The following is a 15,832-nucleotide window of genomic DNA, read 5'->3' as shown; positions in this document are numbered from 1 at the left end:
ACCCTCTGTTTGCTTCCTGCTAGAAGTTCTTGTTGTTCGCTTTTTAAGCAAATTAACCATAGTAAAAATATGGTTAAAAGGGCATGTTCTATATCAACTTTATGTGATTTATTTGTGAATGGTGTTTTAGAGTTGTTGAGATAACTTAATAAGCCCTTGTTTTACTGACTTAAAAGCAATCTGCTCAAAAGGGATGTTTTTTAGACTGTGCCATTGCCAAGCGGCAACGTCGTCTTTCGCTTGTAGTGATACTTTGCTGCTCAATGGATAAATAAAGAAGCTGTCGCAGGTGTGGTAAAGCACTTGATTGTAGGAGTATTGATTGGCAAACGAGCCAAAATAGCGAAAGTTTTCGGCCACCAATTCAAGCCCAAGTTCTTCATTTAGCTCTCGTTGTAAGCCCTGTTCTAAGCTTTCGCCGTATTCGATGAACCCACCCGGTAAGTCCCAGTAGCCTTTTTGCGGATTAATAGCGCGCTCGACCAGTAATAGTTCTCCTTTATAAATGAGTAGGGCGCCGGCGGTAGAAGCCATATTGTGAAAGTAGCTAAATTGGCATTGCTCGCAAGCCCATTGTTTAACATCTATTTGCTTAAACTTTGTACTAGCGCATTGGGGGCAATAACTAAGAGTTGGCAAGCTATGTTCGCTTTTTAAGGGTGAGAGTTAGTTAAATACTACCCAGCTTTAAGGCTTAAATGAAGTCAAGGCTTTAGGTCTTGGAGTTATATGGTGGATTAGTGCTGCCATTTAGTTTTAAGCGTTATAGCTAACTGCATATACTCCGCAATTATCTTGCGTACTAGATGATTTTCCTTTGTTTGTATTGAAGTTTTCGTCAGCGTTTAAAATTGGTGTCAGGTCATTTTATGGTCTAGCTCTCTCGCATATACTGCTTTTAGTTATTATTCAATTGCCTAGTTAGGCAGCTACTTACAAGGATCGTTAATGAAACCGCAGTTAAAACCCAATTGTCCAAACTTTTCATCTGGGCCTTGTGCAAAACGTCCGGGCTATGCCCTTAGCCAGCTGAACATTGATGCGCTGGGGCGCTCTCATCGCAGCAAAATTGGTAAAGCTCAACTAGGCGAAGCGATTCAACTTACCGAGCAATTATTAGAGTTACCAGAAGGTTACAGAGTGGGCATTGTTCCGGGTTCTGACACTGGAGCGATGGAAATGGTGATGTGGTCTCTATTAGGGCCTAAGCCATTAGATATTTTTAGCTGGGAGTCTTTTGGTAAAGGTTGGTTCACTGATGTGAGTAAGCAGCTCAAGCTCGAGCAGGTTAATCACTACAGCAGCGATTACGGCCAGTTGCCAGACATGAGCCAAGCTAACCCAGATAACGATTGCATCTTCACCTGGAATGGCACTACCTCTGGCGTAGCGGTGCCAAATGGCGATTGGATTAGTTCGCAACGCAGCGGTTTAACCATTTGTGATGCTACTTCTGCGGTATTTGCCATGCCAATGCCTTGGGAAAAGCTTGATGTAGTGACTTACAGCTGGCAAAAAGCCCTAGGCGGTGAAGGAGCTCATGGCGTAATTATTCTTAGCCCGCGCGCTGTAGCACGCTTAGAAAGTCATCAACCTAGCTGGCCAATGCCTAAAGTATTTCGATTAACCCAAGGAGGGAAACTCATTGAAGGTATATTCAAAGGCGAAACGATTAACACGCCGTCGATGTTATGTGTGGCGGACTATGTCGACGCCCTCAAATGGGTTCAATCGCTGGGCGGAGTCTCGGCAAGCATCAGCAAATCCCAACAAAACCTCGAAGTCATAAAACAGTTTGTTGCCGACAACGCGTGGATCAACTTCTTGGCTAAGCAGCCTGAAACCCTATCAAACACCAGTGTCTGTTTAACTTTGGATGCCTCGGCTGATCAGGTTAAAACCATTATTGGCCTGTTAGACCAAGAGCAAGTGGCCTTTGATATTGGCGCTTACCGAGATGCACCAGCAGGCTTGCGTATTTGGTGTGGTGCCACTGTTGAGAAAGAAGATCTAGAGCGCTTTATGCCTTGGTTAGCCTGGGCTTATAAACAGGTGTGCTTATAAATTTGACCTGATTTTAATATTCTATTTTCGTGCTGCAGTTTGTCACGAAAACACCGTAATTGTTGTTTAGGGAGAAACTGTATGCCGAATATTCGGACTATTAATAACATTCATCAGCAAGGACTGGCGTGTTTTAATTCGCGTTACCAAGTGGCAGAAGAACAAGCCGCGCCAGATGCGATTATGCTGCGCAGCGCCAATTTGCATGACTACGATTTTCCAAGTGAAGTTAAAGCCTTAGCTCGTTGTGGTGCAGGGGTAAACAATATCCCAATTCAGCGTTGCAGTGAGCAAGGCATTGTTGTGTTTAATACACCGGGCGCTAATGCCAATGCGGTAAAAGAGTTGGTATTGGGTGGTATGCTGTTAAGCGCGCGTAATATTGCAGCTGGCTTAAGCTTTATTGAAGGCTTGAGTGATGATTTGGAAGCTAAGGCACTGCAGCTTAAAGTTGAAGCCGAGAAAAAGCGTTTTGTTGGCTCTGAACTTACTGGCAAAACGCTCGGGGTAATTGGTTTAGGTGCAATTGGCGCAGAAGTCGCGCACGCCGCACTTAGCTTAGGCATGAATGTGGTGGGTTTTGATCCAGCATTAAGTGTACAAGCCGCCTGGCGTTTATCTTCTGAAGTGGAGTGCGCTGACGAGCTAAAAGATTTATTAGCGACCAGTGATTATGTGACCATTCATGTGCCAGCCAATAAACACACTTTAGGCCTCATCAATAGCGATAATTTAGCCTCCATCAAACAAGGGGCTGTGCTTTTAAACTTTGCCCGTGGCAGCATTGTTGATGAAGATGCCTTACTCACGGCTTTAGCTAAACAACAGTTGTCCCAATATGTGAGTGACTTTCCTAGCCTTGCATTGTTAAAGCATCCTAAAGTGCTTAGTTTGCCACACTTGGGTGCGAGCACTAACGAAGCTGAACAAAACTGCGCAGTAATGGCGGCGCGCCAGCTTATTGATTTTCTAGAAAATGGCAACATTCATAATTCAGTTAACTTCCCCAATATCAAGCTAAGCAGAACGGAGGGCTTTCGTCTTGCCTTTGCTAACGATAACGTGCCTAAGGTGCTAAGTAATGTGTTGGCGCTGCTCTCCGACATGGATATCAACGTTATCGATATGCTTAATAAGAGCCGTAACGATATTGCCTATACTTTAATGGATATCGCCACTCCAGCCACCACCGAGTTGCTAGAGGCCATTGCCAATGTAGAGCATGTATTTCATGTGAACGCCATTGGTGAACACGCTTAAGATTTATGTTGTTGTTTACGAATTTCCCGGTTTTGTAGCTTGCTAAGTGTGAAGCTGGGAAATCTCAAATCGAGTTCTATAGCGAGTACCCGTAATAGAAAAGCCGCGCCACTGGATAACAAGATATTGTAGACCTCGTTAATGCCAAAGTGACTTAGCACTACGTAAGACAAGCTTCCTAATAAACAAGCTGTTACATATATCTCAGGCTCAAATATCACCAACTTCACTTGTAACATTAAATCGCGAATAGCCGAGCCCAAAGTGGAGCTAATTACCCCCATTAAAATAGCAATAAGCGGCGCTACCTCGTAACTTAAGGCCTTACTGGTGCCTAGCACTGCAAACAAGGCGATGCCCGCCGCATCCATCCACAATAGTATTCGGTCAATTTTGATCACCCAATGAGCAAAGAAATAGGTCATCACTGAGGCGAAAATACACACCGTTAGGTAGTTGGGATCGGCAATCCAGAAGATTTGATCAGTTCTAAGCAATAAATCGCGAATTGTGCCGCCGCCTATGCCAGTGACAATGCCAACAAATACAAAAGCAAGGATGTCTAGCTCGCGCTTAGCTGCAGCCAGCGCGCCTGTTAGCGCAAAAACAAATACTGCGATCAAGCCTATTAGATATAAAGTGGAGTGAAAATCTAAATCAAGAGTCATGCTAGTTAAGGCTGGTGAGAGACTGCTAGATTATAGTGCATATTAGCCTTGAGACTTTGATTTCTAACGTTTGAGCTGCTTTTTTTGGGGCTTAGATTAACCCCATAAGTGCCGCTTTAACGGTAGCAGCAGTTTTATTCACAACATCTAACTTACGCATCGCCTGGCTGATGTGAAAGTTTACTGTACGCGCGGTGATATTGAGAATGGTAGCTATTTCATCGGCAGTTTTACCATCGGCTGTCCATTTCAACATTTCTAGCTCTCGTAAACTTAATTCTGGCATCTCAAGCTTCTCTTCGGTAATTCGAGATGCAAGACCGTGGTGAGTTACTTGGGTTAGCCATAGTAATTGATAGCGATAACGCACTAGCTCGGCTGGCGTTAGCATTTCAGAGGAACGCGCTAGGGTTAACATGCCTACCGTGCCATTGGCTTGGCGAGACGATTGCGCCCAGCCATACTCAAGGCCAAAGGCGCGGGCGTCTTCCATTAGCTCTGGCGTTTGGGAGAACACTTGGTCACTCCAAACAATCGGCAGTTGGGAGGTCATCCCATGGTGCACCGTAGGATCAACCGCCAAGTAGTTTTTCTCTTGGTAGGTATGTTGCCAAATGGTGGGGTAGTTATTGAGCATTTCGGTGCGAGGAGCAGACAAGGGATATGGAACTCGCAAGCCATAAGCACAAAAGTCAAACCCTAAAGCGTTGGTGATTTTAGATAATTCTTGGAAAAAGGCCTCACTAGAGCCTTGGGTTTCCAACAAACAGAACTGTTCTTCTAACCAAGCTTCCATGACAGCTTTATCTTCTCCTAGTTATGCAAAAACTGCGCATAATCATTTTTCCCGTAGAATTACCAGTATAGCGCAACTGTTAATGTTGACAATTGATGCTTAGACCTCACAATGCTTTCATTGAGGGGAAGCTCAAATAATTAAAAAATAAAATTATGAAAACACAGGCAAGTGTACAGAATATAATCGAATCACATCGCTATCAGGTTGTTCCCTGTAGTGATGGTTTGGTGAGGTTGTCAATTGAGCAGCTTAATGTGCTCGCTTTTAGCCATATTATTTCTGGCTTAGACAATATTAGTAGTGAAGAATTTAATAGTGAACAGGCTATTTTCAGTGGCTATACCGAATGGCTATTTGAAAATGTGTGCGCTATCACCCTAGGGTGGGACTGGCATTGGCAATGGCATAATGGTCGGATGCAATGCCGAGTAAAAGGCCTGCCACGCAGTAATATTCAGTTGCAAGAAGAGGGCTTTGATGTGAGCCCGCGTCGCAACGATGAGTTGTTGCTAGAGGCTATTGAAGCGATGGCTTGGCAAGCAACAACGGCGGGAGCGATAAAAAATCGCTACCGCGAGTCGCCAATGGTAATGAGTTAAGTAATATCTATATAGCAGGCAAATAGCGCGTAGCCATTCACAATTTTAGGTGGGCCGGCACGATGATAGCGAAAGCCTGCATTGCGTAACATGCGCTCTATACCTAGTGGTGAGACAGAAATTAAGCGCTTAGCCCCTTGTTTTTTGGCGCACTCGATTGAGGCGGTGAGCAAGGCTAAGGCTTCACTCGACATAAGTTGCGTTGGCGCTTGATTATGATTATCAAAGTCTACCGCTGCAAAGCGCGAAAGCTCCCAAATGTCCTGTTGTTTGGGGCAGGGAAGACCGTTTAGTAGCTCCGGAAATACTTCCTCCAAGAGGTAAGGTTCGGTGGTGGGTAATAAACGCGCGCAACCGCTGATGTGGTCTTGGTCGTTTTTAGCGATAACATAAACGGTGTCGTCGCGATCAAATTGGTCTTGCTCTATGCCATCAGGGGTATCGAGTTCCCAGCCAAGCATTTCTACAAACACTTGATGACGGTAGTTGTTTAGGTGCTGGAATGTAGTAGGTGAAAGTTGTTCTGCAACGCCGTTAACAAAGTCCATTAGCATCTCTCCCTTAGTGATGATGCTATGAGTACAATCCAGTGCGCATAGTTTTTAAACTGTTAAACCTAACAGCTAGCTAAGGCAGCAATAATCAGCTATGACTTTGTTTTTGTTGGATTTATCAATTGAGGCTTGGCTTTAGTTCTTATCTCGCTGCTCGAAAAATAAACTTATTGTAATTCAGTTAACTAGCTGAACTTTTAGTTAACCTTGATGAAAATGCTCTCTACATTCGCTAATCATGCTATTAGGGAATTGTCGGTAGTCTGGGTAAGGAGTAAATAAAATATTTGGTCTTAAATAAATCCATTTTTTTTGATTTAAGGCACTGTTTTCTCCACGTGCTACGTCAAACCGTTGCCAGTTCGCTTTTCCCGCAACCAAGTGAAATTGTGCAGATTTGACTAAAACCTGCTTAAAATTAATTTGCTGTTTAAGTAGTAATTCTTGATGTAAATAGCTTCGCCAATCTTCATCAGGCGCACAAAGCTTGGCGAATATAGTCAGCACTTTGCGCCAATTATTATTGTTGTTGTCTAAAATAGCGTGGCTTAACTCGGCTCCCTTTAGATCGTGATAGTTGTTTGGTAGCGAGGGGGGCTGGGTATTGAGGTAGAGCACTATTTGTGGGTGTTTGCTGCCTATTTGCACTTAATAATCCTTGTTATTTATCCATTGCAGATCTGTGGGTGTGTCATGCAACTGACACAAAATTGTTGCTTATTTGTCATCTTCTGCTTCTAGCCTAACGGCGAATACAGGGAGAGAGCAATGATTTCAGCACAGCAGGTACTCAACCAACATTACCCCAGCCTAGCACAGCATCCGCGTCGTTATTCCTTGGCCAAATGGTTTTTCTCTAAAGTGTTGTTTGAAGACGAATTTCAAGCCTTCGGCGAAAAGCATCCTCACTTAAAAGGGGTGGCTTTTATCGATCAAGTATTCACGGAGCTGAATGTTAGTTATCGGGTCAGTCAAAATGAGCGAGAGCGCATTCCTAGTGAAGGCCGAGTGATTATTGTTGCTAACCACCCAATCGGTTCGATAGATGGCCTTGCTTTGCTGCACCTGGTTAGCCAGGTACGTAAAGACGTGAAAATTGTTGCTAATGAAATTCTCTCCGCAATTAAGCCGCTTGACGATCTTTTACTGCCAGTAGACAACATGCATGGTAATAGTCAGCGTAAGCAGCTTAATGCCATTAAAGCGTTATTAGATGAAGAAGGGGCGGTGATTATTTTCCCGGCTGGTGAAGTCTCTCGTTTAAAAGGCGTTAAGGTAAAAGACGGAAAGTGGACCAAGGGTTTTGTTAGCATTGCCAAGAAAACCAATACTCCTTTATTGCCCATTTGTGTGAAGGCTAAAAACAGCAAGTTGTTTTACTTTTGCTCTTTTGTTTATCGACCTTTATCCACCTTGTTATTAGTTAAAGAGTTATTCTTTCATCGCAATAAAGTGTTCTCGATGGTGGTGGGCGAGCAGATCCCAGTAAAGAGTTTTGGTTTAAGTGGTCTTGACCGCTCTACCCAAGCTCAATTAATCAAAAAGCACCTTTATCGTATTGGTAGTAACAAAAAAGGTCTGTTCCAAACAGAGGCTGCGATTGCTCATCCAGAGCAGCGTCTAGCTTTAAAAAAGGCGATTAAGCAGTTAGAGAAAATAGGTGAGACGCCAGACGGAAAGCAGATTTGCATTTGTTATGGTAACTCCCAACCTTTAGTTTTATCTGAACTTGGTCGCCTACGAGAATTAGCTTTTCGTGCCGTAGGTGAAGGCACTGGTCGACGCACCGATACCGACAAATACGATGCAAACTACATGCACCTTATATTGTGGGACGCAGAGCAACTTGAGATTGCTGGCGCCTATCGCTTTGCTGATACCAAACGCATAATAAAAGACAAGGGTATTGGCGCTTTGTATAGCCAGTCACTCTTTGAGTATGATGAGAAAAACTGTGACTTTTTAGCTTCGGGTATTGAGTTAGGGCGCAGCTTTGTGCAGCCGAAATATTGGGGCAAACGCAGCTTAGACTACCTGTGGCTGGGTATTGGCGCTTTTTTAGCGCGCAATCCACATTATCGATACTTGTTTGGCCCAGTGAGCATTAGCGCCGCAATGCCAGAGGCTGGCAGAGACTTGCTGATTCACTTTTATCAAACTTACTTTCCTTCGAACAACAGTTATGCGCGTTCGCGTCAGCCCTACCAGCTAGCCAAGCAAATCAAAAACAGTATTCATATGTCTTTCAGCGGTGATGACTATAAAGCTGATTTTGCCCAACTAAAAAGCGCATTAGCAGCAATGGGCACCGCGGTGCCAACGCTTTATAAGCAGTATACCGAGCTATGTCAGGCTGGTGGCGTTCAGTTTATTGATTTCAACGTAGACCCAGAATTTAACCAGTGTATCGATGGCTTGGTATTAGTCGATTTACATCAGTTAAAAGAGAAGAAAAAAGCCCGTTACATAGACACCCATATGCTTGATGAAAAGTAGCTAGTTGAGGCGGAATTCTACCGCCTCCTAGCTTTGAACATGCAGCTTACAAATCGCTTAACCTTTACCCTGCTAATTTGGCGAACAGCTTTTAATCGCCCTTTTTAAACGGGCAACTGCCTGCTCTAGCTGTGCTTCTGTTAAGGCTGTAAAGTTTAATCTAATCGCATGGTAGTCAACAGTGTGATTGCTTGGCCAAAACTCATCTCCCGGCACTACCGCTACCTTTTGCTGTAATGCCGCCTCCGCTAAAGGCATTGCCTTGTGGCGGGTGAGTTTTGCCCAGATAAACATGCCTCCTTCGGGCACATCAAACTCTAATTCATTCTTAAGTTGCTGCTTTAAAAGCGCTGCTAAGTAGTCGCGCCGCGCTCGGTAAGTATTGGTCAACTTCGTTAAGTGCTCAGCAAACAATGGGTGGCGAACGGTGGCTAATAGCATCATTTGCATGGGCTGGGCAGAGTGTAAGTCGCTTGCTTGTTTTACTTTTTTTAGTGGTTCTAGCAAGGCTTGATTGGCTCTTACATAGCCTACACGCATTCCAGGTGTGGCTATTTTTGAAAAAGAGCCGAGGTAAAATGCTGCATAACTCGATAGCTCACTCACCGTGGGAAGGGGCTCACCTTGATAGCGAAGTTGGCGATAGGGGGCATCTTCAATCAGCGCGACTTTATACTTGGCTAAGAGGCTGGCAACGGCCTTGCGTTTGCTTAGGCTCCAGCAATGGCCGCTAGGGTTTTGAAAGTCTGGCACTGCATAAAAAAGCTTTATTTTGTGTTTGGCTAGTTGTTGCTCAAGCTCGGCTAGATTAGGCCCGTCAGATTCCGCTATCACTGTATGTATCTCGGCTTCAGCCAAATCAAACACTTGCAAGGCGCCTAAATAACTGGGCGCTTCACAGAGTACTTTATCTCTTGGGTTAAGGTAGCTGCGGGCTATTAAGTCTAAGGCTTGTTGTGAGCCCGTAGTAATCAATACATCTTCGTTTAAGTTGTCGTCGTTAAGTAGCCATTGGCGAAGCTCAGTTAAGCCTTCGGTAGCACCATATTGAAATATGCTAGGAGATTGAGCCAACTCGGCAGCTGCCTGTGCCAGTATATCTAAGGGAAACAGTTCTGCATCGGGTAAACCGCCTGCAAGAGAGAGCATATCGAATTGCTGAGTTACCTTTAGAATATTGCGTATGTACGAGGGTTTAGTTTGCTGTACTCGATTACTCACCGTTACCATGGTCATTTACCTACTTAGTGAAAACTGCTGACTATCATTGCAAAAACAACTACGGGGATGCTTTAGCGTTTATGTGCAATGACTTATCCATATGTGCTATTTTGAGGAATTGATGGTAGGCCTTTAAGGTACTGAATGTCTTTAAGCTCAGATGGAATGCGAGTTAATCGAATCAACGATGCTTTGTATTATATTCATCAGCATATTGCTGAGCCTTTAAATGCCAAGTTATTAGCCAAAGTAGCTGCTTATTCGCCCCATCATTTTCACCGTTGTTTTAAGCAGGTTACCGGAGAAAATGTGAATGAATATATTCGTAGGGCGCGCTTGGAACGCTGTGCTAATTTATTGATGTTCTCGCCCGGTCTAACTATTCAAGAAGCCTCACACTGTTGTGGTTTTCTGTCTCCCGCATCTTTCTCTCAAGCCTTTAGAAAGCACTTTGCTTGTTCACCTAGCCAGTGGCGAGACAAAGGATATAGTCAGTTTAGCCAAGCCAATTATCAGCAGCATTGGAGCGATGACTTACAACAGCGAATCTTAAATGCCAAGGCGCTGCATATGCCTGAGGTTAAGGTGCAGCGCTTGCCTGCCCAACCAGTCGCTTATGTGAGGCACCAAGGCTACGATCGTTCTATTCGCCAAGCCTATGAAAAACTGCATGTTTGGGCTGATAGCCAAGGTGTGGAGTGGCAAGTAAACAAGCTATTAGGTTTGTATCATTCTAATCCTGATATTGTTCCGGCTCCGCTCTGTCACTATGTCGCTTGTTTAGCGGTAGATGGTCCAATAGTGCGTCGGGGTGGAGTTAGTGCCTTAACGATTCCCGAAGGCATGCATGCAACCTTACATGCCGCTGGAGAATATGGGGATTTGTTACCAATATTGCATAAATTTTATATGCAATGGCTGCCCAATAGCGGTTATCGTTTAGGAGATACGCCCGCTTATGTGCGCTACTCTCGATGTCAATTTATGGATCAAAATGAACGCTTTGAGTTACAGCTTTGTATACCGATAACATTGTAGTTAAGTTGCTGTAATTATTGGTTTTCATTTATATATCAAATGCTTTGCTATTTTTAATACAGTTATCAATGTAATATTATTGTCATATTTTAGTCATAAAATCTTCGCCCAAATTAGCGCCTAATAGGCCTGTTAGGGATTGCCGCAGAGCTAGCTTTAGCTAATCTGCGAATGGAGTTTTTATGCGAGTATCACGATTCTCTAGACTATCTGCGATAGCATTATTTGCCGTAAGTGCGGTGTTAATTGCAGCCTTATTTTTTTCTTTAGTTGAGTTGTCGAGCTCCAATCAGCAGCTACAAAATTATCAATCTCTCAAATCTCAATTTAATAGCCAGCTGGTGGCTAAGGTAAACAATTACTTAAATACCGGTAATGCGTTAGAGCTTAGTGAAGCTGAGCGTTTGCTGCTGGAACTGGTAGAGCGCTCCAATCAGCAGCATTTGCCTGGCTTGGCTGAGCTGTTAAATCAGCTACATAGTGCCTTGCAAGATCGTTATTTAGCACTGGGCAAACTCAGCGGTAATGAGCAAGGCTTGTTGATAAATGCAGAGCGTGAAATGCTTGGTTGGGCAGACAGTACCGTTGACTACGGCTTAAGCGCTCAAGCAGCCAGTTCACGTGACTATATTCAACAAGGTACAGAACTACTTAATGCTTTAGTTAACTTGTCGATGCAGCGAAGTCGCTATTTTGCAGACCCTAGTGCCAACAGCAAATCTGCTTACGACGATGCATTTTTGCGGGTAAACAAACATGCAAAAGCAATTGATGCTTTACCATTGCTGGGGGTGATGAGCGAAGTTGAAGTTGATGAGTTTGCTTTAGGCGACCCTGAAGAAGCTGTCGATTTAGCCGAAGAGATAAAGAGCGAACTAGTAAGTTTAACTCTGCGCTACCCAAGGGAGCTGCAATCGACTAATGCTTTAATCGAACAACGGATGGTATTACGCAGCGCATTAGCGGCCGACATTGAGTTACTTACCCAGCAAATATCTCAAGCAGAGCAGGGTGTTATTAAGCAGCGAGATGGGGTTACTCAAACGGTTAAAATCACCCTATACAGTGTTGCGGGCTTAATTTTGCTAATTGCCATCGTAATGCAAGTTGTGATGCAAAGCACCGTATTAAAACCGCTTCGTGAACTGCGAAATGGCTTTGCCTCACTGGTTGAAAACGGCAGCATCGAGCGATTAAAAGTACGCCGAAATAATACCGAGATCGGCGAAATTGCTACCTTTTTCAACCAGCTATTGGCCAAGCAAGAAGACTTAGAAGAGCTTAAGAACAAGCAGTTATCTGTTGTATCTAATTCACTCGATTCGGTGACTAAACAGGTACGTGAAGTGTACTTAACCTCAGAGCAAACCGATCACCAAGTAGCTGAATCTCAATTGCTGATGGAACAACTGCGTTCATTAACAGAGCAGCTTAATCAGGTATCTAGCGACGTAGAGCACAATGCCAACGCTACCCAGAGCGCGATGAATGAATCGCAGCAAAATGTAGAGCAGGTAATGAATGCCAGCAAGCGCACCAGTACCGCCGTTACCGAAGGGCGAGAATCACTGGCGACCTTGGTAACAGCAGTGACAGACGTAAGCGCAATTTTGGATGTGATTCGCAGCATTGCTGAGCAAACTAATTTACTCGCCTTAAATGCTGCTATCGAATCAGCCCGCGCCGGAGAACATGGTCGCGGCTTTGCCGTGGTAGCCGATGAAGTAAGAACACTGTCAATGCGCACCCAAAGTTCTTTAGAAGAGATTACTGGTATTCTTAATCAGTTAAAGCAATCCTCTACTAGCCTAGAATCAAACATTGGTGGCATAGCAGAAGCCAGTGAGCACCAACAGACTATTTCTTCTAAGCTAATGGAAACCACTCATCAAGTGCGTGAGCAGGCTGAAACCTCAGCCCAAGTTGCCCATCAAGCCAGTGAGTATATTCGCGAACAAAGTGAGCATGTAGGTAGCTTCACTTCCAAAATGAGCACGGTGAAAACGCAAGTAGAGTCGGCCTACAAATTAGCGACTAAAATTGAATCGGATGTAAGCCAGCAAGTCTCTACTATTGTTAACGCATTAAAACCAGCCTAAGCCAATTAAGCCAAGCGCATCTTGACTTTAGCATGTTATACTCGCGCATTAGCTCATGCTGAGCTTATCGAATGTGAGAAGAGAGAGAAAATGCTAGAAATTGGACGCCTTAATCAACTAGCCGTGATTGAAATGGCTGACTTAGGTGCCTACCTAGAAGGTGGCGAGTTTGGTGATATTTTGCTGCCGAGCAAAGAGCTCCCGGCTGAGTTGAGTATTGGCGAACAAATCGAAGTATTTGTTTACCGCGATAACCAAGGTAACTTGCTGGCCACCTTGCAGAAACCTTTAGTGCAAGTTGGCGAGTGCGCTAACTTGCAGGTAAAAGACATTAATGATGTGGGGATCTTCCTCGATTGGGGCCTAGACAAAGATTTGTTCTTACCTTTTGGTGAGCAACAGCAGCCAATGGAAGTTGATCGTCATTACGTAGTGTATGTCTACTTAGACAACGAGCAACGCATTACCGCCAGCAACAAGCTTGATCGTTACATCGATAAGTCAGACCACAAGTATAAGCGTGGCGACAAAGTTGAGTTATTGGTCGCTGGGCGTACCGAGCTAGGTTACAAAGCAGTGGTAAATAACAAGCACTGGGGCGTAGTGTATTACGATCAAGTGTTTAAGCGTATTCGCGCGGGTTATGCAGGTACTGGTTATATTCAAAAAGTACGAGAAGACCAAAAGCTAGACGTAAGTTTAGAGCCCATCGGCATACAAAAAGCCATTGATATTGGCGACACCATTTTAGCTAAGCTTCGCGAAGAGCAAGGCTACTTGGCGTTGAGTGATAAAAGTACCCCGCAAGCCATTTCTGCTATCTTTGGTGTAAGTAAAGGTACCTTTAAAAAAGCCATTGGTAAGCTTTATAAAGAAGGTTTAATCACCATTAGTAAAACTGGCATAGTGTTAAACGACAAAGAATAGTGAGCGTTTTTCATTAGTCAGGTAAGCCCGCACTTAGCGGGCTTTTTTGTAGCTGGCATATAGCGTTGAGCAAAAGTATTTTTTTATACGAAGATGGGTTCTACTTGGGCTCCATGCTAGGCAATGGCTCCTCGTTAGAGATTGTTAAATTGTCTAAATTAATAGTTGCCGAATAAGCGATATTGTCGCGTTGAAATACGATGATTACAGAGTGCTCGCCGACAGTTTTGTATCCATTTACAAAGTCGATATCTTTTAGTAATTCAAGGTACTCTTGGCCATTTGGCTTCGATATAGCTACGGTTTTTAGATCAGATGATGTTAACGAATTATTGTTATTAGTGTCCGACTTAACCACGTAATAAAGAATGGCTTTAGTTTCTTTGGTTTGCTCTGAATAAGAGGTATTTGGTAACTGATGAATGCTTGTTATCAAGTAGTCATTTTTATCAAATAACCAATACTTACTATTTGTTTCTACATTAATGAAGAGGTAGTTTCTGGTTGACGATGCCGACTTGCTGTATGACGCTGTGCTTATATTTTGCTCTGAATAGAGTGGGACCATTATTACGCTAGATCCATTAATGCTTATTAGATTTCCTAGCCGCCACTTTTCTTTATCTTCCTGTGTTTCTTCAATATTAACAATGTTTCTTACGTTTCTATCACGTGTAATGTCTTGGTAGATTGTAATGGCAGCGAATAGGCTTAGCGCTAGACCTACAATTCCAACTAACATAATTACAATGGCATTAAATCGCCATATTTTTTTGAAGAGTTTGCTTTCTTCCATTTTCATTCCTAAGTGAGCTTGCGTCTTTTTTATGTGAATAAAGCTACCACTAAGCTATTAATTAAAAAGAAAATACTATTTAAACGCTCAGAGCTTTCCTCTCTAGCAGTTTGCCAGTTTGCCAGTTTGCCAGTTTGCCAGTTTGCCAGTTTGGCTATTTAGTCATCATAAAGGCAGAGCTTGGTAATTTTAATCGCCGGCCTCTGCCTTTATCTAAATGATTAGCGATATTGGCTAATTGATGTTTTGAGTTGCTGCAGTGACGCTTGGACTTTTTCTAACGGTGAGGCAAAGTTCATCCGATAATAATTTTCGTTTATTTCACCAAACCAGGTGCCGGGTGTTAGCGCGAGTTTAGCATGCTGGCTTAATAGCTCTTTTAATTGCTCTGGGGCTAAGTTTAAGCCGGAGAAATCAAACCATATTTGATTGGTACCTTCGGGTAGAAAGGCTTTAACTTGGGGGAGTTCCTTGGCCATAAATGCCATAATCCAGTTTCTTACTTCTTGGGTATAAGCCAAAAACTCTTCGAACCACTCTTTGCCATGCTGGTAGGCTGCAATGGTGGCATACAAACTAAATGCATTGCCGTGGTCGAGTGACATAGACACCGAGCTTGCTTTGATTTTTTCTCGTAAGGCTTGGTTATCACTATAGATATAGCCATTAGCAATGCTATTTAAGCCAAAGTTTTTAGCGGGGGAGCCAATAATGGTGAGGCTGTTGTCGTAGTTTAACGAGGCCATGCTGGTGAACCTTGCACCTTCAAACACGATATCGGCATGAACTTCATCACTTATAATCATTACCTGGTACTTTTTGGCAATGGTAACTAACTGTTGCAACTCTTGTTTAGTCCACACTCTACCTACCGGATTATGAGGGTTACATAACAACACCATGCGCACTTCGCCGCTGCTTAGCTGTTGCTCAAAATCTTGGTAATCAAATAGGTAACGATCACCCTCTAGCTTAAGCGGGCTAGTCACAGCTTTGCGCCCGGCAGATTCAATTAAACGGCAAAATTGGTGGTACACCGGAGTTTGAATTAATACGCCGTCGCCTTCTTGAGTAAAGTCGCGAATTAGCAATGCTATTGCACTGAGTACCCCAGGAACTTGCACAAAATGTTTGGGGTTTAGGTCAAGCCGGTGGCGCTGTTGATTCCAATGAGCAATCGCCTTAAATACGGTTTCTGAATCAAATTCGTAAGAGTATTGCTCACGGTTTACTAATTGCTGCATAGCTTGGCTGATTGGATAGGCAATGGGGAAATCCATATCAGCATCCAATAAGGTGTCAGCTGGTCGC

At 43.7% G+C, this 15,832-nt stretch carries 15 protein-coding genes; 7 read left to right on the top strand and 8 right to left on the bottom strand.

Features of this window, described 5'->3' with window-relative positions:
* Window positions 1-126: 126 nt before the first annotated feature.
* Window positions 127-534 carry an NUDIX hydrolase gene (locus K5609_RS15445; RefSeq protein ID WP_221074425.1) on the bottom strand — a complete coding sequence of 136 codons (408 nt, stop codon included), beginning with the start codon at window positions 532-534 and terminating at the stop codon, window positions 127-129.
* A gap of 414 nt (window positions 535-948) precedes the next feature.
* Here K5609_RS15445 and K5609_RS15440 point away from each other — a divergent pair, with 414 nt between their 5' ends.
* Together K5609_RS15440 and K5609_RS15435 are read left to right on the top strand one after the other, a co-directional pair.
* Window positions 949-2,064, top strand: coding sequence for a phosphoserine transaminase (locus tag K5609_RS15440; RefSeq protein WP_221074424.1), 1,116 nt, complete (start codon window positions 949-951; stop codon window positions 2,062-2,064).
* Window positions 2,065-2,145: 81 nt separating this feature from the next.
* On the top strand, window positions 2,146-3,324 hold the full coding sequence (locus K5609_RS15435) for a 3-phosphoglycerate dehydrogenase family protein (protein WP_221074423.1): 1,179 nt from the start codon (window positions 2,146-2,148) through the stop codon (window positions 3,322-3,324).
* Here K5609_RS15435 and K5609_RS15430 read toward each other — a convergent pair.
* Both K5609_RS15430 and K5609_RS15425 read right to left on the bottom strand, forming a co-directional pair.
* Complete coding sequence (locus K5609_RS15430) at window positions 3,321-3,992, bottom strand: trimeric intracellular cation channel family protein (RefSeq protein WP_221074422.1); 672 nt, start codon at window positions 3,990-3,992, stop codon at window positions 3,321-3,323. The genes K5609_RS15435 and K5609_RS15430 overlap by 4 nt on opposite strands.
* A 91-nt stretch (window positions 3,993-4,083) precedes the next feature.
* Entirely contained in the window at window positions 4,084-4,788 is a 705-nt protein-coding gene (locus K5609_RS15425) for an autoinducer binding domain-containing protein (RefSeq protein ID WP_016402653.1), read from the bottom strand.
* 155 nt (window positions 4,789-4,943) lie between these two features.
* Here K5609_RS15425 and K5609_RS15420 point away from each other — a divergent pair, with 155 nt between their 5' ends.
* Complete coding sequence (locus K5609_RS15420) at window positions 4,944-5,390, top strand: DUF4902 domain-containing protein (protein ID WP_221074421.1); 447 nt, start codon at window positions 4,944-4,946, stop codon at window positions 5,388-5,390.
* Here the strand turns inward: K5609_RS15420 and K5609_RS15415 are convergent.
* Together K5609_RS15415 and K5609_RS15410 are read right to left on the bottom strand one after the other, a co-directional pair.
* Complete coding sequence (locus K5609_RS15415) at window positions 5,387-5,938, bottom strand: acyl-homoserine-lactone synthase (RefSeq protein WP_221074420.1); 552 nt, start codon at window positions 5,936-5,938, stop codon at window positions 5,387-5,389. The two genes, K5609_RS15420 and K5609_RS15415, sit on opposite strands and share 4 nt — an antisense overlap.
* A 207-nt stretch (window positions 5,939-6,145) precedes the next feature.
* Window positions 6,146-6,592 carry a DUF6942 family protein gene (locus K5609_RS15410; RefSeq protein ID WP_221074419.1) on the bottom strand — a complete coding sequence of 149 codons (447 nt, stop codon included), beginning with the start codon at window positions 6,590-6,592 and terminating at the stop codon, window positions 6,146-6,148.
* 120 nt (window positions 6,593-6,712) lie between these two features.
* On the opposite strand from K5609_RS15410, the gene olsF reads away from it, so the two are divergent.
* The gene (gene olsF, locus K5609_RS15405) at window positions 6,713-8,440 is read left to right on the top strand and encodes a bifunctional ornithine lipid synthase OlsF (RefSeq protein WP_221074418.1); all 1,728 of its coding nucleotides are present in this window, start codon (window positions 6,713-6,715) and stop codon (window positions 8,438-8,440) included.
* 72 nt (window positions 8,441-8,512) lie between these two features.
* On the opposite strand, the gene K5609_RS15400 is transcribed toward olsF, so the two are convergent.
* Window positions 8,513-9,676 (bottom strand): aminotransferase-like domain-containing protein, encoded by a 1,164-nt coding sequence (locus K5609_RS15400; protein ID WP_221074417.1) that lies wholly within the window; start codon window positions 9,674-9,676, stop codon window positions 8,513-8,515.
* A gap of 129 nt (window positions 9,677-9,805) precedes the next feature.
* On the opposite strand from K5609_RS15400, the gene K5609_RS15395 reads away from it, so the two are divergent.
* The 3 genes from K5609_RS15395 to K5609_RS15385 all read left to right on the top strand — a co-directional run bounded on the left by K5609_RS15395 (window position 9,806) and on the right by K5609_RS15385 (window position 13,725).
* Complete coding sequence (locus tag K5609_RS15395; protein WP_221074416.1) at window positions 9,806-10,699, top strand: AraC family transcriptional regulator; 894 nt, start codon at window positions 9,806-9,808, stop codon at window positions 10,697-10,699.
* A 182-nt stretch (window positions 10,700-10,881) separates the two neighbouring features.
* Entirely contained in the window at window positions 10,882-12,798 is a 1,917-nt protein-coding gene (locus tag K5609_RS15390) for a methyl-accepting chemotaxis protein (RefSeq protein ID WP_221074415.1), read from the top strand.
* Between the two features lie 90 nt (window positions 12,799-12,888).
* Window positions 12,889-13,725, top strand: a complete 837-nt coding sequence (locus tag K5609_RS15385) for a CvfB family protein (protein WP_221074414.1) — start codon at window positions 12,889-12,891, stop codon at window positions 13,723-13,725.
* A gap of 100 nt (window positions 13,726-13,825) precedes the next feature.
* Here the strand turns inward: K5609_RS15385 and K5609_RS15380 are convergent, their stop codons facing one another.
* Entirely contained in the window at window positions 13,826-14,521 is a 696-nt protein-coding gene (locus K5609_RS15380) for a hypothetical protein (RefSeq protein WP_221074413.1), read from the bottom strand.
* 221 nt (window positions 14,522-14,742) lie between these two features.
* Window positions 14,743-15,801, bottom strand: a complete 1,059-nt coding sequence (locus tag K5609_RS15375) for a MalY/PatB family protein (protein WP_246611869.1) — start codon at window positions 15,799-15,801, stop codon at window positions 14,743-14,745.
* Window positions 15,802-15,832: the final 31 nt, after the last annotated feature.

It is taken from the genome of Agarivorans aestuarii, assembly GCF_019670125.1.
GTDB classification, from domain to species: domain Bacteria; phylum Pseudomonadota; class Gammaproteobacteria; order Enterobacterales; family Celerinatantimonadaceae; genus Agarivorans; species Agarivorans aestuarii.
The sequence above is the reverse complement of the archived record's forward strand: the minus strand, read 5'-3'. Positions and strand labels throughout refer to the sequence as shown.

Bases quoted from the DNA above. Each gene is read 5' to 3' on its own strand.
- K5609_RS15445 (WP_221074425.1), bottom strand. From the start codon at position 534: ATGGCTTCTACCGCCGGCGCCCTACTCATTTATAAAGGAGAACTATTA.
- K5609_RS15440 (WP_221074424.1), top strand. From the start codon at position 949: ATGAAACCGCAGTTAAAACCCAATTGTCCAAACTTTTCATCTGGGCCT.
- K5609_RS15435 (WP_221074423.1), top strand. From the start codon at position 2,146: ATGCCGAATATTCGGACTATTAATAACATTCATCAGCAAGGACTGGCG.
- K5609_RS15430 (WP_221074422.1), bottom strand. From the start codon at position 3,992: ATGACTCTTGATTTAGATTTTCACTCCACTTTATATCTAATAGGCTTG.
- K5609_RS15425 (WP_016402653.1), bottom strand. From the start codon at position 4,788: ATGGAAGCTTGGTTAGAAGAACAGTTCTGTTTGTTGGAAACCCAAGGC.
- K5609_RS15420 (WP_221074421.1), top strand. From the start codon at position 4,944: ATGAAAACACAGGCAAGTGTACAGAATATAATCGAATCACATCGCTAT.
- K5609_RS15415 (WP_221074420.1), bottom strand. From the start codon at position 5,938: ATGGACTTTGTTAACGGCGTTGCAGAACAACTTTCACCTACTACATTC.
- olsF (WP_221074418.1), top strand. From the start codon at position 6,713: ATGATTTCAGCACAGCAGGTACTCAACCAACATTACCCCAGCCTAGCA.
- K5609_RS15400 (WP_221074417.1), bottom strand. From the start codon at position 9,676: ATGACCATGGTAACGGTGAGTAATCGAGTACAGCAAACTAAACCCTCG.
- K5609_RS15395 (WP_221074416.1), top strand. From the start codon at position 9,806: ATGTCTTTAAGCTCAGATGGAATGCGAGTTAATCGAATCAACGATGCT.
- K5609_RS15390 (WP_221074415.1), top strand. From the start codon at position 10,882: ATGCGAGTATCACGATTCTCTAGACTATCTGCGATAGCATTATTTGCC.
- K5609_RS15385 (WP_221074414.1), top strand. From the start codon at position 12,889: ATGCTAGAAATTGGACGCCTTAATCAACTAGCCGTGATTGAAATGGCT.
- K5609_RS15380 (WP_221074413.1), bottom strand. From the start codon at position 14,521: ATGGAAGAAAGCAAACTCTTCAAAAAAATATGGCGATTTAATGCCATT.
- K5609_RS15375 (WP_246611869.1), bottom strand. From the start codon at position 15,801: ATGGATTTCCCCATTGCCTATCCAATCAGCCAAGCTATGCAGCAATTA.